This window comes from Methanobacteriaceae archaeon, from assembly GCA_030656015.1.
Taxonomy (GTDB): Archaea; Methanobacteriota; Methanobacteria; order Methanobacteriales; family Methanobacteriaceae; genus UBA349.
This window is the reverse complement of the sequence record JAUSNX010000012.1, coordinates 37,625-54,226: the sequence shown is the minus strand read 5'-3', so window position 1 is coordinate 54,226 and position 16,602 is coordinate 37,625. Positions and strand designations below refer to the sequence as shown.

Sequence of the window (16,602 nt, the reverse complement as noted above, 5' to 3'; positions counted from 1 at the left end):
AAATAATTTACCGAATTGAATATATAATCCTATCGATTTTCTTTTTCTTTTTATTAAATATTTTTAAAGGATTATTAAAAAGTTACAAATTCCAAAAATTTAACAATATTTATTTTAGATATGTGCATATTAGGTTAATTCATATATCTATTAAAAAACAAATATTAATTCTAAGAGGTGTGAATAATGAAAATAAGTGCTAGAAATTCATTAAAAGGAAAAGTGGAAGAAGTCAAGGAAGGGGTTGTAACCGCCACAATAAAGATGAAAATTGAAACTCCAGGCGAAATTACAGCCACCATTACCAAAGAAGCCGTAGAAGATCTGGGCTTAAAAGTTGGTGATGAAGTAATGGCTATTATTAAATCCAGTGAAGTAATGATTGCCAAAAAGTAATTTAAAACAAAAACCATGTTTTTAAACTTTTTTTAAACTTTTTCTATATTTATTTTTTCTTTTTTGACTATTAATGATACTTTTTCTTAAAAAATGACCTAAATCATTTATTTTCTGGCCGGATAATTTTTCATATTCTTTTAAAAACTTTAGTGCTATAAATATTTTATCAGGATTATCCACTTTGTTATCTAGAATGAAAACACAGATTTCGCTTAAATCTTGTCGAGGATCTCCAAATAATTTTTCTTCAAAATCAAGGCCATAGATCTGGTTTTCATAGTAAATAAAATTCCTCAAATTACAGTCTCCTTTTAAATAGGATTTTTTATTCTTCTTCTGCTTGGAATTCAATTTTATGGAATGCAATTTGAACATCCAGCAGGCTAATTTTTTAATCCACTCTCCTTTATTTAGTCTGTAAGCTAAATCACTCACCAAAACCCCGGGTATGTATTCTATTATATTGTAATGATCTTTGTTTTTTTTAACATGAGGAACATTAAGACCTTCTCTATTTAATTTAATAAGATTTTTATACTCTATGTTACTTTTTAACATGGAATTGGGCTCTGAATAAAACTTCATTATAAATGGGGTAGTTTTATTATCCGAGGATTTAATTAGAAAGACATTATTACGTCTACTGAATAAATGTTGATATGATAATCGGGAAGGTGAAAATAAATTATTATTTTTCATAATTATCTTTAATCTTAAATAGAATTTATTATAAATCAAAAAAAATAATAATGGGAGAGGTTTAAACCTACTTCCCTAACTTTTCAGATTTTTTCAGAATGGAAATGATGTTTTCTCTACTAAAGTATAGTCCCAGAGCAAAAACACTTAATAAAAGTAGAGTCACCATTGTTACCATGGGCATACCACTTACAGAAGTTGCTGAGGCTGTAGATTTCTCTAAGGGTAATCCTGAAGCAACTTCTTTAGTAGTTTCACTAAACTGATCAGTTGCTAAAACTGTATTCAAAGCACTTATAATTTCTTCAGATATTGTACCTTGATCTACAGGACTAATTGGGTTTGCTGGTCCTGAAGGATCTGTTGTAGGATTAGTTGTCGGGTCGGTGGGATTTGTATTATTATCTGTAGGTGGAGTAACTGGAACAACGTAATTTAATACGAACTGAACCGGGTCTCCTCCGGCAGCTAACATGGTACTTAACTCTTTTTGAGTAATTGGTATTTCCCTAGTAACCTTAAAGGCACCCAAAACCTCTTCATAACGATCTTGTCCTGGAAATGCCTTTTCTAAATACCATAATGCCCAGTACATGGTTTTATAGTAATAGTTGTTACTACCCACATCCTGGTTTTGCATGGCATTTATAAGGTCACGGTTCATATCCAGCACTATTGCTTTACCAGTATGGGTACTTTCGCTCCACAGAATAAATATTCCTGCTAAATTAGCATCTGATGTATATCCTGATAAACCCAAGCTATAATAAGTACCTAAAGCTGTAGAAACACCTAAAGAATCTATTATAACCTGTTCTTTACAATGAGCCGGTATGCTGATAGTTATATATTGCTGCCCAGGTGCTAAAGGATATTTATTTAAAACATAATTGGCTATTAAATATCCCTGTGATAGCCCCGAACCCGGACATCCACCACCTATACCTGAAATTTGATAATCATAGGGTACTCCGACGGCCCACTGGTTTGCTAGACTCACTATGTAATAATCTTGCTGGAAGTAAGGCTTATCTGCAGCACCACCTGAAAATGCAGCCGAAACTGATTTTGCATAGGCATTATTTTTCAGGGCCTCTGCTGATATATTGTATACTTGACTTGCTATGAGAGCACCATTCACATAATTCACAATTACAGCATTCAACTGCGCACCATCTTTTTTGACAAAAGTGAACCATAATGGCTGCCACATGGCTCTTTTAAGATTCATCAAATTAGATAGTGTGGTGCCAGTAACACTAATTGCTCCGTCAAGTGCGCCCTGAGTTGAAAATCCATTTAAAAGCACATAACCTGCTGAACTAAGCACGGCTAAATCAGAATCTCCTTTTTGGAATCCAAGTACATTTTTTGCCAGTAATGCGGCCTGCTCTCCAATATTATACATATTATTATAATCATTGGTTGTTAGGACATTACTGATCAAGTAGTCCTTTCTTTCGTCAGTTAAACCATTAATATAATTCTTGTCTATACCTTTAGACCATAAATAGTCGAAATTTTCTTTATTTATAGTTTTTAGGCTGTCTATATTAATCAAAACGGCAGGATTATTATTTAACTTGTTCAATAACCAGTTATTAAACTTTATTTCACTTATAGTACCACTTACTACAGATAGGCCAGTTTCAGTGCTGAACTGACTCTTCAAATTTTGAGAACTCATTAAAATGAGAACTCCAGTTTGAGAAACTCGATTCCACCACATATATGCGGCCTGGTTAGGATCTCCATTATCCATAGCCATATAATTGAAATAACTTACTTTATCGCTGTCTCTAACCCATTTTAAAGGTGTTAATTCCAGTAAATATTGAGGAACATTGTCATCGCCTCCCCCAGGAGTGGTTATGATGTGGTAAGACTCACTGTCACTTAATAAAGGATAATTCTGATTTATACTTTTGGACATTACATATCCACTTAAAAGTCCTTGCGATACTCCTCCACTGGAACCTGCTATTCTTAAAAGATCAACAGGTGCTCCAGAGGCCCAAGCATTAACTATACTGGCTATTTCAAAAGAATTAATTCCTAATTCAGTTTTTGCTTTATTCCAGTCTGATGCGCTGATATAACTGGAAATATCAACAGTTCTACTTGATGTTATACTTAATTCAGAACCGGTTGTGGTAGCCAGGTATTTTTTGGCCATTAATTTGTTTCCTTTTTTTGTTACAAATGTAAATGATAGAGTTCCTGATGGGTCAGAAATTCCAATCAAATTTCCTTTCCCAACGCTGATCTTCTGTTTATCTGGTTTATTGCTGGTTGCATCAACCACGCCCTGCAAACTGTCTTCGGTACTCATATTTTTGTAATGTGCTGATCCACCGTTGGATATGCATAAAACATCATCAGAATTAGAAAAATTTAATCCTGGATCTGAAATAGCGTTTTTTGTCACTAATTCTCCAATATTATAATTTTCTGTTGCTGAAGCAGATCCACAAATGAATAAGGCAAATAGGAATACTGATACAATTAACAAGAATTTATTTTTTTTATTATTCACATTTTCACCTCCTTTAATGTGATAATGAATATATTATCGATATGTAAATATATACATATCGATTTTCTAGATAAAATGAGTGAGAAAATTTAGAAAATTACAATTTCAGTATAAAAAATAAAAAAAATAAAATAGAAAAATGAGGAGTTTTCTATTTTTTAAATTATCAAAAATGAACTTCATTTGGATTGTTTTAGGCTATTCAATCGTTTATCCCACGAAGTGGAACGTACATTTGCTAGTCGCATGTCAATACGTTCTATAACTATTCCTTTTTGAGGACAAGCTCGTTCACAAGCCCCACATAGAACACAAAACTGAGGGTTAATAAATGAATGGTTATCCACCATACTAATAGCATTGCATGGGCAAACATCCTCACAAGCGTGGCATGAATCTCCTTTGCACTCAAAATTCTCTTCAAAGGTTATATTTCCTTCAAATGGCTTGGTAACATGGGCTGCATCAACTGGACAAATTTCCTGGCACCAGCCACAATTTATGCACTGGTCTTCATCAAGAATTATATCTCCATCTACTGCGACGGGCTTAATATTGTCTCTATTCATACAAGTTGTACAAACAATTTTAATGGCGTCTTCAGGACAAATACGTTTACATATTCCGCAGTAAATACACTTTGATTCGTCTATTTTAGTGCTGCTGCCAACGTAGGGTTTATCGGAACTGATTTCATTTTTTTCAATGGTAATGGCATCTGCAGGACACATTTCTTCGCACATACCACAGTAAACACACTTATCCAGATCTACCTCTGTTTCTCCAAATACTAAATCCGATCGAGCTGGTAATTTTCTTTGTAGGTGTATAGCGTCTCTGGGACAAGCTATGGCACATTTACCGCAGTAGATACATTCTTTCTCATCTATGGATGCATTATGGTTCCATTGTGGATATTGTTTCATATGCCGTGTATTTTCATCATTTATACAAAATTCTAAAGCATCAAATGGGCAAGAAGAAGCACATAATCCACATAGGCAGCATTTTTCTTGGTTAATACTTATAAAATCAATTTTTAAAAGTCCTCTTGCTATGGGAAGAATAGGACCCAGCCGCAGGGCACTAGTGGGACAAATATCGGTACAAATGCCACAGCCTAGACATTTTTGGTTTTTATGTTCTAGAGAACGATTTTGCTTTCCTTCTCTTTTTACAACTACCATTTTATCATTCCTTCACTATGGCCTGGCTGGGACAGTTTTGTATGCAAATATCACAATCGTCACACTTTTCTGAAATAAATACAATTTGGTTGTCTTTTTCTTCTAATGCTCCTTTTTCACAGAGTTTGATACATAATCCTTCTCCAGGGCATTCTGATATTCCTTCGCATTTTTCTTGGTCAATAATCACTGGCATTAGATGGGCCTCCACATAATTGATATATAATAATTCACGAAGTGAATATATAAACATATCGATTTCTATAAAAAAATAAAATGTTTAGTAATTAGGGGTATTTTTGTTTAATAGTTGGCTCATAATAGTTACCAAGGCAAAACTCACCATAAGTAAAATTAAAATGGTTATAATTGCATCCATATTCTCACCTGTAATTAATTTTTATATAATTTTTCTATTTTACCTTAAAAATTAATAATAAATTTTATCAATCATCTGTAGCTTCTAAAACACATATGCCATCTTCACATTCGTGTTCAACTTCTATGAGCTGTTCTTTGAGTTTTTCCACATCAATGGTAGTTAATCCTTTTATCATTTCACTATCAATCTTAATTTGAATGACACCGTCATTATTGGTTATTACTTTCCCTGGAATGTAAACTCTTCCAATAGATAAACGAACGGTATCTCCATTTTTTACTTCGTTATTTATGTACTGGCAAATTTCGTCACAACTAGCACTAAGATTTTCAGTTTTTTTCAATATCATCACCCGATTATGTAATTAATCTATGTTTCATTTTCCAATATTTAAAACCTATTATATGAAATTTAATTAAAAATGCTTGTTTTTTAAATAAAAAATATTAATTAAAAATAAATCTGTGAATATAATTTTAGAGATTTTTTAAATAATCTTTTCTAATTCCTTAAGTTCAACCAAGGTTTCCACAGCTTTAGGTTCTACAGAAATGCCCTGCTCTTTAACCGCTGCTAAAGGATTTAAACCACCTGGAGCAACTATTCCTACTCTATAACGCTCTACTTTAGCATTATAAACTAATTCACTGGGTTCTCCAATTTTAAGCACGGATAATCCAGCATCTTGTATATGTGACAATATTTCTAGCGCATGGGGCCGGGTCAAGTAAGGAATTTCTTTTAAACCAGCCAATAATCGACCGTATCCAGTAAGAGCTTCATTAACAGAGGTCATATCTTTGGAGATATATATCTCGTGGGGATCCAGAGAAGAACCACTATATGCTGTTAGTTCTACGAATCGGGGCCCTTTTTCCTCCATTTCTAGAATTCCACCGTATTTTGGAGTGGACATTATTCCGTTTTTGATTAAAATCCCGTCCAAGGTCAAGCTGCACACGGTAGCAATCCCTTTTTTATTTTTATCCTCTGGATGGTCCACTATTTTATAAAAAGGACTGGTACAATACTCCGGATGATCTTTGAAGATTTCGCCCATAATTTCCAGAGATTCTTCTAGATGTTCTTTGGGTACATAGGATATATTGGCAATCATATGTCCTTTTTGAGTCTGAGGATCAAAATCAACTTGTTGTATTAAATTCCAGGCCTTAGAAAGCAAAAATTTAACTTTTTGGCCGTTTTCATTATTTGAAGATTTCAAGGCACTTTTAAATGATCCAATTTTATTAAGTTCACTGTAATCCATTAAATTTTCAGCTAATTTTATATTAACATCAAATCCAGCTTCTTTAGCTGCACATAATGGAGCAATTCCTCCAGTCACGGCAATTCCTACCATATTATCTTCTACAGGAACTCCTAGAACAGATTCCCCATCTTCTCCTATTTTGAGCATACCTGAAATTCCAATTTTTTCTAAATTCTGGAACATCTGCTCTGCTATTTCTTTAGAAGAGCTTGGTATAATTCTAAAATTGGCAGGTATCATTCCATGACCTTCTCTAACCACATTTAAAACAGAAGTCATCTCTTTAGCAGTAAAAGCTTCTAGGGGGGTCATGGAGGTTTTTTGATAAGCAATTAACTCAGTAAAATGAGTAGGTATGTAATCTTCCACATTTACAATCCCTCCATACTGGGGAATCACTGGTATTCCTTCATTAAGGAGCATACCATCAATAGTGGTTCCACAAACTGTTTTCAGTAGAACCTCTTTTTGGGAACTTTGTTCATTAATCGTTTCATCGATTTGAACCAGAGGACTTACACCTATGCCTCCTTCGAAAACCTCTTTTATGATATTCAGGGCTTTCTTATCATTAAAACTGGAAGTATTTACCACTACTTTGCCCTGAGCTTTAACTGCATCAAGGGTAGTTTGATAAATCATACTTTCAAATTTTGAGAAAATAAAATCTACTTGATCGTAAATTAGACCTTTTTTCAATTCATTAAGGCCGTTATTGGTTATTTCTCTTCCGGCGTATCCTATACGTTCGGTAAATCCTTTTTCATCTAGGATGCGCATGTGATAGCGTACAGCACGCTCTCCTAGGTTATAACCTTTTCTTTTTAATTCTTCAGCGATGGTCTTTGCTCCAAGAACTTCCTCGCGGTCAGCGAGAATCCTTAGAATTTCCATCATCTTTTGATCAGTTTCATTGGGCATGTAATTACCACCCTAATAATGTTAGAGGGGGTCTTATATAAGTCTTATTTAAAATTAACCGTAAATAAAAAAATATTAAAATAAAAAATTAAATTAGAGATTATATAGTTAAATATTTCTCTAATTCGTAGGGGAATACTTGTATTCTATAGTCATCCCATTCTTTGCGTTTAATGGACATGAACTGTTCGAAAACATGGTCGCCAAGTGAAGATTTAATTACTTCGTCGGCTTCCAGAGCGTGGTAAGCTTCCCATAGGCTGGATGGTAAAACATCTATTCCCATATCGGTTAACTCAGCGCTGGTTTTTCCAAATACATCCACTTCTGTTGCTTCTCCTGGGTCAACCTTGTTTTTAATACCGTCCATACCCGCTTCTAAAACAGCTGCAAATGCTAAGTAAGGGTTACAAGATGGATCGGGCATTCTTAACTCGACACGAGTACGTTTTCCACGGGATGCAGGGATTCTGACTAGGGTGGATCTGTTTTTGAGACCGTAAGCAATATATACTGGAGCTTCGTATCCTGGAACTAACCTTTTGTAAGAGTTTATGGTTGGAGCACATATGGCTGCTAGAGCTTTGGAGTGCTTTAATAGACCACCAGTGAAGTTTATAGCTTCTTCAGAAAGCTGATTTTCTGTATTTGGGTCGTAAAATGCGTTTTCACCGTTTTTGAATAAGGACTGGTTGATGTGCATGCCGCTTCCATTTTCTCCGAAGAATGGTTTTGGCATGAAGGTCACATAGTGGCCCATATTATCTGCTATAGCTTTAATGGCCTGTTTAAAGGTGATTACTGCATCAGCAGTTTTTAAAGCTTTGTCGAATTTGAAATCAATTTCGTGTTGACCAGGAGCTACTTCGTGGTGAGAAACTTCTATATCAAATTCCAATGCTTCCAAATCCATTACCAATCGTCTTCGTATGTCGGTTCCTTTATCAACAGGTTCTACATCGAAATAAGCACCATCATCATGAGGAATTATGTTTCCTTCTTCGTCCTGATCCAAGATGAAAAATTCTGGTTCTGGGCCTACGTTATATTCGTATCCGGATTTTTCTACTTTTTCTAGAGCTTTTCTCAATACGTATCGAGGGTCTCCTTCAAAAGGTGTTTTGGCGTCTGGCCAGTATACGTCACAGATAAATCTGCAAACACCCTTCTCTTCTGGTCTCCATGGGAGAGTGGAGAATGTTTCTGGGTCTGGTTTTAGAATAAGGTCACTTTCATTTATATTTACGAATCCTGAAACGGATGAACCGTCAAACAGAAGACCGTCATTTATAATATCTTCGATCTGGTCTGGCCTGTTGATGGGAACGGCCATATTTTTAGGAATTCCGTGTATGTCTACAAACTGGAGTCGCACGAACTTAACGCCGCATTCGTCCATTTTACTAATTATTTGTCCTACTTTATCTGACATGGATTAATACCTCCGTGAATTTAAAATAATTATATAATAAGGTATATTTACACCGGAAAGAGATTTCCTTTTAATTATATATAAATGTTTTGACTATGATTTTTTGACCATTGAATAATAAGATTTATGGACAGCTTAATCAGTACATTTTATTGAATTAATGCTAATATTAATTGGATTTTTATTGGTTTTAGATTTTCTAAATTCCTCATTATTGACATTAATTAAACAATTAATTAGAAAGTAAAAATTAATTATTTTTTTTCTTTTTTTAAAAATAAAGTTTAGCTAATATTTGTTTTTAATTAATTAGTCTTTAAAAAAAATAACATGTTATTTTAGATTATTATAATTCAATCATCGAAAATGGTTCTCCACGCATTAAATCAAAATTCAAAACCTTCGGGGCCAGAATGACTTTTCCTTTTCCTGTAATGATCTTAAATGCCTCAGAGGCCTGCAAGCAACCAACTATGTTGGGTACTGGCCCTAAAACAGGAGGAATGTCTTGACTTAATTTAAGGACTTCTGCAATGACTTCTGGACTCAATTCTTTATTTTGTGATGGTAATTTAAATAATTCTTCGTAAGATGGTGTTTCGTTATTAAAAACACATAATTGTCCCATGGTGCCGTGAATAGCCCCGTGAATGAATGGAATCTCAAGTTCTCTAGCTTGACGGTTTAGAATAATCCGGGAAACTAGATTGTCCAGGGCATCAATTACTAAGTCACTATCTTCAATGATTTTTTCCACATTAGATTCATTTAATTCGCCTTCAAAGACTTCAACTTCAATAAATGGATTTATGGACTGAATGGTTTCTTGAGTAACATGGGTTTTAGATTTTCCTACACTGTAAAAGCTGCTCATAAGCTGGCGGTTGATATTAGATACATCAAATGAGTCTTTGTCCACAATTTTTATATGGCCTACACCCATACGGGCCAGTATTTCAATGGCGGCTCCCCCAATTCCTCCACAACCGATTACAGTTATTTTAGAATCTTTAAACCTCTCTTGCTGATTTTTACTCACAATACTCATTTGCCGACTTACTATTTCCCAGTAGGCCATTCCTTCGTATCTTTTTGGCATAGAAACACTCTTTGAGGATTATAATTATATTTGATTTATTTTACTTAAAATTAATTTAATAATTTTTATTTATTGATATTATTAATTAAAATTATGGAATAAATAAAACTGTTACTATTTATTAAATTTTAAAATTCGTTTAGGGGGATTAAATAAAAAAAGATTAAAACCAGTTAAAAATTAAATAAACTGATTTTAAGGACTATTTCAGGTTTATTTATTTTATGGGAGTAATTTCTTCAAAAGGTTGAACAACTACAAAACCTTCGCCTTCGAATTTCATCTGGAATTCTTCTCCACTTCCACGTCCAGTTAATGATTTGAAACTTATATCTGTTTTTATCTCTGGTTTTAATGTTCCGGACCAGGCCACAGTGGCATTAGGGTCAGTGTAAACTGGCCTATCTGGTGTCACAATTAAGGTTAATGGGGTGTAATGGGTAGTAATGGCCACCATTCCAGTGCCCTGTAATTTCATGTTAAATAAATTACCAGCTAAAGAACTACCGGAGCCTTTCATCATGCTGATGTCCCAGTCAATGCTTTCTTCAAAGGCCATAACGTCGTTTCCATTGACGTATATTTTTTCATTATTTAATTTTAAAATGGCTATTCTTTTACCGTCATCAGCTAGATAAAGGTTACCATATCCGTTGGCTTCCATCATGTGGGCTCCTTCTCCGGTGACGGCTTTTTTAAGGAATTTACTAACTCCTCCTTCTAGGCTACTTTCTTTTTTGAACCTTATATCTCCAGCATAGGCAATCATGGATCCTAATTTGACCCAGACTTTACCATTTAAATTTACATAGAGGGTATAATCGTTTTCAAGTTCAAACAATTCTTTTCCAGCATCTTCTTTTTCTGCGGTATTATAAACAAATTCATTTATGGAATACTTAGTCATGGTTTCTCTCCGGCATTTAATTTATTTAATGTTAAATAATGATTTAATACATTAAATATATTCCTAATTATGAATTAGAAAAAACCAGATTCACTGAACCTAAAAAACAATGTCCATTGACTCAAACAAGTATTATCAAAAAACATACTCTCTAAAAAATTTAATAGATACTTTAGAATTATTTAAATTTATTAATAAAACGAATGAAAATAAAATAAAAATAATAAAATTTTAGCTGGTTTTTAAAGGTTCTTTAGAATCGATTGATCTTAGAACCTTTCTTTCTCGTTGGGATAAATAAATGAGAGTGCCGGGAGCGGGATTCGAACCCGCGGCCTCACGGTATCCCAGGAAAAAGTCAGAGCACTGCTTAATACCCTATGAGCCGTGCGCTCTAACCAGCTGAGCCACCCCGGCGTGTGACTTATAAAACATCAGTTTTTCTATAATTTAAAGTTTTCGTTTATGGTATTGATTATATTTACAACAATTTTATTCTAACAATCAAACTTATCTTTTTAAAACATAAACATTAATCATAGATATTAGTTTGATTTATTTTAGTTGTTATTTTTAGGGGACTATAATTTTTATCAGATCTCCTTTAAAATTTTTTATTAATAGTAATATATTAAATGAGTGGTTAAAATGGACGAACACATTATTGAAGCTATGGGGAAGACCAAAATCATTGTTAAAGATGGAAAAGTTGTGGATGTGGGAGATCCTCAAATTGATTACTGCCCTTTATTTCACAAGTATAGGGGAATAGAGAAACTCGACTCAGAATCCATAAAAGAGAATATTGAGTTTAGAATCAATGATTTTGGAATGTGCAGCCCTGAGCGAAACCTTAAAATGAAAGATTTTTTATCTTTTGGTATTTCAGAGACCATATCTACTCTTTTGGAGGAGAAAATAGTTGATTGTGCTGTAATAGTATGTGATGGTGCAGGAACGGTATTGATAACTGATCCGGAAGAAGTTCAGGGCATAGGGGGCCGTATATCTGGATTTATGACTACCAGTCCAATTCCTAAGGTTATAGAAACTCTGGGTGAAAGTAAAGTGTTGGATCCCGCAAAAGCATCTATTAATCAAATCGAAGGCACAAAAAAAGCAATTGATAAAGGTTTTAAAAACATTGCAGTTACTATTGCTTCTTCTGAGGATGCTGAAAAGCTTAGAGAATTGGAAAAATCTGTAAATGGGGTAAATATTTACATTTTCGCGGTCCATGTGACTGGAATATCTGAAAAAGAGGCCCATAAACTTTTTGATTACTCCGATGTAATTACTGCTTGTGCTTCTAAACCTATTAGAGAAATTGGAGAAAAAAAGTCACTCTTAAAGGTGGGTGAATCTATTCCTATTTTTGCTGCCACTGAAAATGGAAAAAAATTCCTTTTAAGAAGAGTAGAAAAAATTGGTGGATTGAAGGCCAAAAAGAATGCCCGAAGCCCGGAACCATTGATATAATTTAATTTGGGCATTTATTGGTGATAATATTAAAATTCATATAAAATTAAATTTAATATAAAAATTTATAATTAAATATTAAATTATCTTTTAAATAAACTCTGATTGAGTCATAGGTTTTAAATCACAGTTTAACCAGAAATCAATCAAGATAATCTGCTACAGCTCTTATAATGCAGCTTTGTGTTATTAAACCAATTAACTTATCGCCTTTAACTACTGGAATGCGTTGATACCCTGTATCGGCCATAATTTTACTGATGTCTTTAAGGTGAGTGTCTTTATTAACCACAACTAGATCTTTACTCATTAAATCTTCTACTTTAAGTTTTAATGCTTCTCCTCCGGCTAAAAGGATATCTCTATGGGTTATGAGACCAATTAACTTTTCGTCCTTAACTATTGGGACGCCACCTATGTTGGCACGCACCATTTTAAGATTAGCAGCAGCAACCAGGTCTTCTGGGGCTGAAACCACAACTTCAGTTATCATGACGTCATGGGCATGCAAATTTCTTATCATAGATTTATTTGTGTTTATGATGATATATTAAAATTGAGGTGTAAATTTTCTTATTTCGGCATTGGTTATAAGAATATAAAAATCAAGTAAATTTTCTTGCTGTGGGATTTGTATGTAATTGATCTTTTAAGAATTGGGGATTAAATTTAAGAATTTATATTTACAACTATAACTTAAGTTAATTAATAGATGCGTAAATATTTTGATTTTTGCTATCAATAGGCAAATTGAATTTAAATTAAATTTTAAACAACAAATTTTCTATTTAAAAATTAATGATTCATACTCAAAATTGAGGGATAAAAATTGACACAGATGGAACAAGCAAAAAAAGGCCATATAACTCCAGAAATGCAAGAAGTGGCTAGAATCGAAGATATAGATATTCAAAAGCTTATCCGAGGTTTATCAGATGGCCGTATCGTAATACCTCGTAATGTAAACCGTGAATCGACTCCATGTGCTGTGGGTGAAGGTTTAAGCACTAAAATTAATGCTAATGTAGGTTCTTCTTCAGAAATGGAAGATATTGATCTGGAATTGGAAAAAGCACTGGTGGCCGTACAGTACGGAGCTCACGCGGTAATGGATTTAAGCACTGGCCCAGGAATTAAAGAGATCAGGAATGCCATATTAAAATCTATTGATGTTCCTATTGGAACGGTGCCTATTTATGAGGCAGGCGTAGCAGCAAGATCCCGTGGGGAAACCGTAATTGACATGACGGAAGAGGATATGTTCCGTGCGGTGGAAAACCAGGCCAAAGATGGTGTGGACTTCATGACCTTACACTGTGGAATTACTAAAGACACGGTTGATAAATTGATCCGTGCTGAGAGAGTAATGGGTGTTGTTAGTAGGGGTGGGGCCTTTTTAGCTTCCTGGATTAAACATAATGGGCAGGAAAATCCTTTATATGAAAATTATGAATATTTATTGGAAATCGCATATGAGCACGATGTTACTTTGAGTTTGGGCGATGGATTACGTCCAGGATGTCTTTCTGATGCTACAGATATTCCTCAAATACAGGAACTAATTACTCTGGGAGATTTAGTTCAAAAAGCAAGAGATGCTGATGTACAGTGTATGGTGGAAGGCCCAGGACATGTTCCACTGGACCAAATTGCGGCCAATATGAAAATTCAAAAAACAATATGCAAAGGAGCTCCTTTCTATGTTTTAGGCCCTATTGTCACGGATATGGCCCCAGGTTATGATCATATTACTTCTGCTATTGGTGGGGCCATTGCTGCTTCATCAGGGGCTGACTTTTTATGCTATGTGACTCCTGCCGAGCATCTGACCATTCCGAGTATTGAAGATGTTAAAGAAGGAGTAATTGCTTCTAAAATCGCAGCACAAGCCGCTGATGTTTCTTTAGGTCTTAAATCTGCTTGGGAAAATGAGAAAAAAATGTCTCATGCCCGGCGAAACTTTGACTGGGAAAAACAGTTTGAGCTGGCATTTGACCCTGAGAAACCTAAAAAGTTTAGAAAAGAATGTCCAGTTGAAGAAGATGATATGTGTGCCATGTGTGGGGAATATTGTGCTCTTAGACTGGCTAGGGATGACTTTTAGATTTTAAATTATATTTTTACTCTTTTTTATTTATATTGCTGCTTTTTATTATTTTTATTCTATTTTCTTAGATATTCTGATTTTTTATAATTCTTTTTCAGTAATTACAATAATTATTAAATTTTTTTTTATAAATCCATAAAATAATATAAAAAGATGAGCATAATTATTAAATGAATTGTATTTAGAATTATTTATTTACTCAGGAGGTATTTAATGAAGTTAGAACATGTTGATGGTGAGAAAAAAGGAGAAATCCTCCTATTTGCCTTAAGCACCTGTGGATGGTGCAAAAAAACAAGACTTCTATTAGAAGAGCTAGGGGTAGATTATGATTATGTTTACGTGGACTTAACTGAGGGTGATGAGAGAAATAAAGTCATAGAAAATCTTAAAAAATGGAATACTTCTTTATCGTTCCCCACCCTGGTTGTAAATAATGACAAATCAATTGTAGGTTTTGATAAGGCGTCTATTGAGGAGGCATTGGGATGAGTTCCAGTGAACCCGACGATTCTCTGGTGGAAGATTATTATAAAAAACTTAAACAAGAGGCCGAAATATCAGGTTATCATCTCAATCCCGATGAAGAATTCACCAAGGAGCTTTTATCCAGCATATTAGTAAATCAACAGCGTTATGGTTATGGGGCTTGCCCATGTCGCCTGGCTTCAGGTAAGAATGAAGAAGATCTGGATTTAATTTGCCCATGCGATTATCGTGATCCTGATTTGGATGAATACGGGGCGTGTTATTGTGGTCTATATGTTTCTGGCGAAATTTTAAGGGGTGAAAAGGAATTAAGATCTATTCCTGAGAGAAGACCTACTTTGGAAGAGCGCAAAGAAAACGCAGGCCAGTTCTCAGATATTGGAATTTCTGCATCTGCTTTACCATTTCCGGTCTGGAGATGTAGGGTTTGTGGGTATTTATGTGCACGTGATGAACCTCCAGAAGTTTGTCCTATTTGTAAAGTGGGCAAAGAACGTTTTGAAAGGTTTTTGTAATTAAATTCAACTATAATTTTTTATGTTCTATTCAATCTTTTTTTTATTTTTTAAGTATAAATGAGCATTATATGGAGGTTTTAAGTTTTTTAGATCTTTTTTTAAGATTATTCTTGAAATAATTTCCCATTAAACACACCTAAAAGTATTATTTAATTCATATTTTATAATAAAATATTTTAAATAGTTCTTAAATCAAATTATACGATTATAGGGGTGCCTGTATTATAACAGCATTAAAAATAGGCTTTTATTATTTAAAAGCTTATTTGGGGTTGATTGGGTGGATATGAATAGAGCATTAGGTTTATATGACGATGTAAAAGGTGATATGAAATTTTTTGTAAATTCGGATGTTCGATCCAAGATATTACTGAGTTTACGGGAAAAACCTAAAGATTTACCTATTTTGAGAAGCGAACTAGATTTTAGCTCTTCCACCATACTCCATGGAATCTATCAATTAGAAGACAAGAATTTTGTTTTTAAGAATTCTGGACTTTATTATCTCTCTCAGATGGGAAAGCTCGCCGCTATAAAGTTAGTTAATCTAATGAAGTCATTTTCATCCATGAATAAATTGGAAAGTCTTTTCTTAAATCACGAAATTGAAGTTATACCTCCTCATCTTTTAGAGGGTATAGATAATTTAGAACAAGGTCAAATAATTGAATCAAAGCTCCAAAATTTAATGGGCCCTCACAAAGCAATTTCAGACAGGATATTGAATTCTAAAGAAATTAGCCTAATATCCTCTGTATTTTTTCCAGAGTATATGGATTTATTAAAAGATTCAAACTCTTTAAAAAAGAATGTTAATTTAATCATGACTGATAATGTATGTGATATTCTTTTAAATCAATATATGGATGATTTAAATAATTTAGACAATTCTAAGATAAATATATGGAAAATTGAAGATTCTCTGAAACTTTCGTTTGCCCTGGCCGATGATTTTATAGCATTAGGCCTTTTTTTAGAAAATGGAGTATATGATTCAAATCGATTTTTAATCAGTGAAGGTAAGGAATCATTAAATTGGGGAAACAGATTATTTAATCACTACCTTGAGCAAGCAAATGAATTTAAATTATAGCGGGCATTAATATTAATTGAAGTAATTCCTAATGGATTTTTTAATAATAATCTTATTTTATTAAAATATCATTTATTATAA

16 protein-coding genes and 1 tRNA gene are annotated in these 16,602 nt (G+C 33.7%); 6 read left to right on the top strand and 11 right to left on the bottom strand.

Annotation, left to right across the window (positions count from 1 at the left end):
• Positions 1-186: 186 nt before the first annotated feature.
• Positions 187-396: a TOBE domain-containing protein gene (locus Q7I96_08760; GenBank protein ID MDO9627696.1), complete on the top strand. Its 210-nt coding sequence runs from the start codon at positions 187-189 to the stop codon at positions 394-396.
• A 21-nt stretch (positions 397-417) separates the two neighbouring features.
• Here the strand turns inward: Q7I96_08760 and Q7I96_08755 are convergent, their stop codons facing one another.
• The 10 genes from Q7I96_08755 to Q7I96_08710 form a co-directional block, all read right to left on the bottom strand.
• Positions 418-957, bottom strand: coding sequence for a hypothetical protein (locus Q7I96_08755; GenBank protein ID MDO9627695.1), 540 nt, complete (start codon positions 955-957; stop codon positions 418-420).
• 208 nt (positions 958-1,165) lie between these two features.
• The gene (locus Q7I96_08750; GenBank protein ID MDO9627694.1) at positions 1,166-3,634 is read right to left on the bottom strand and encodes a hypothetical protein; all 2,469 of its coding nucleotides are present in this window, start codon (positions 3,632-3,634) and stop codon (positions 1,166-1,168) included.
• A gap of 179 nt (positions 3,635-3,813) precedes the next feature.
• Positions 3,814-4,821, bottom strand: a complete 1,008-nt coding sequence (locus Q7I96_08745; protein MDO9627693.1) for a 4Fe-4S binding protein — start codon at positions 4,819-4,821, stop codon at positions 3,814-3,816.
• Positions 4,822-4,825: 4 nt separating this feature from the next.
• Positions 4,826-5,017, bottom strand: coding sequence for a 4Fe-4S binding protein (locus tag Q7I96_08740; GenBank protein ID MDO9627692.1), 192 nt, complete (start codon positions 5,015-5,017; stop codon positions 4,826-4,828).
• Positions 5,018-5,267: 250 nt separating this feature from the next.
• Positions 5,268-5,552: a DUF2097 domain-containing protein gene (locus Q7I96_08735; protein ID MDO9627691.1), complete on the bottom strand. Its 285-nt coding sequence runs from the start codon at positions 5,550-5,552 to the stop codon at positions 5,268-5,270.
• Positions 5,553-5,690: 138 nt separating this feature from the next.
• Positions 5,691-7,397, bottom strand: a complete 1,707-nt coding sequence (locus Q7I96_08730; protein MDO9627690.1) for a DUF128 domain-containing protein — start codon at positions 7,395-7,397, stop codon at positions 5,691-5,693.
• 100 nt (positions 7,398-7,497) lie between these two features.
• Positions 7,498-8,829: a type I glutamate--ammonia ligase gene (glnA, locus tag Q7I96_08725; protein MDO9627689.1), complete on the bottom strand. Its 1,332-nt coding sequence runs from the start codon at positions 8,827-8,829 to the stop codon at positions 7,498-7,500.
• Positions 8,830-9,175: 346 nt separating this feature from the next.
• Positions 9,176-9,928, bottom strand: coding sequence for a HesA/MoeB/ThiF family protein (locus tag Q7I96_08720; GenBank protein MDO9627688.1), 753 nt, complete (start codon positions 9,926-9,928; stop codon positions 9,176-9,178).
• Between the two features lie 217 nt (positions 9,929-10,145).
• Positions 10,146-10,835 (bottom strand): AIM24 family protein, encoded by a 690-nt coding sequence (locus Q7I96_08715; protein MDO9627687.1) that lies wholly within the window; start codon positions 10,833-10,835, stop codon positions 10,146-10,148.
• Between the two features lie 308 nt (positions 10,836-11,143).
• A tRNA-Met gene (locus Q7I96_08710) sits at positions 11,144-11,252 on the bottom strand.
• Positions 11,253-11,483: 231 nt separating this feature from the next.
• Here Q7I96_08710 and Q7I96_08705 point away from each other — a divergent pair.
• Positions 11,484-12,314 (top strand): DUF2099 family protein, encoded by an 831-nt coding sequence (locus tag Q7I96_08705; GenBank protein MDO9627686.1) that lies wholly within the window; start codon positions 11,484-11,486, stop codon positions 12,312-12,314.
• Positions 12,315-12,456: 142 nt separating this feature from the next.
• On the opposite strand, the gene Q7I96_08700 is transcribed toward Q7I96_08705, so the two are convergent.
• On the bottom strand, positions 12,457-12,837 hold the full coding sequence (locus tag Q7I96_08700) for a CBS domain-containing protein (GenBank protein ID MDO9627685.1): 381 nt from the start codon (positions 12,835-12,837) through the stop codon (positions 12,457-12,459).
• Between the two features lie 306 nt (positions 12,838-13,143).
• On the opposite strand from Q7I96_08700, the gene thiC reads away from it, so the two are divergent.
• The 4 genes from thiC (at position 13,144) to Q7I96_08680 (ending at position 16,521) form a co-directional block, all read left to right on the top strand.
• Positions 13,144-14,418, top strand: a complete 1,275-nt coding sequence (thiC, locus tag Q7I96_08695; protein ID MDO9627684.1) for a phosphomethylpyrimidine synthase — start codon at positions 13,144-13,146, stop codon at positions 14,416-14,418.
• 216 nt (positions 14,419-14,634) lie between these two features.
• Positions 14,635-14,913 carry a glutaredoxin family protein gene (locus tag Q7I96_08690; GenBank protein ID MDO9627683.1) on the top strand — a complete coding sequence of 93 codons (279 nt, stop codon included), beginning with the start codon at positions 14,635-14,637 and terminating at the stop codon, positions 14,911-14,913.
• Entirely contained in the window at positions 14,910-15,425 is a 516-nt protein-coding gene (locus Q7I96_08685) for a ferredoxin-thioredoxin reductase catalytic domain-containing protein (GenBank protein ID MDO9627682.1), read from the top strand. The genes Q7I96_08690 and Q7I96_08685 overlap by 4 nt, the downstream gene beginning before the upstream one ends.
• Before the next feature lie 289 nt (positions 15,426-15,714).
• The gene (locus Q7I96_08680) at positions 15,715-16,521 is read left to right on the top strand and encodes a DUF1724 domain-containing protein (GenBank protein MDO9627681.1); all 807 of its coding nucleotides are present in this window, start codon (positions 15,715-15,717) and stop codon (positions 16,519-16,521) included.
• Positions 16,522-16,602: the final 81 nt, after the last annotated feature.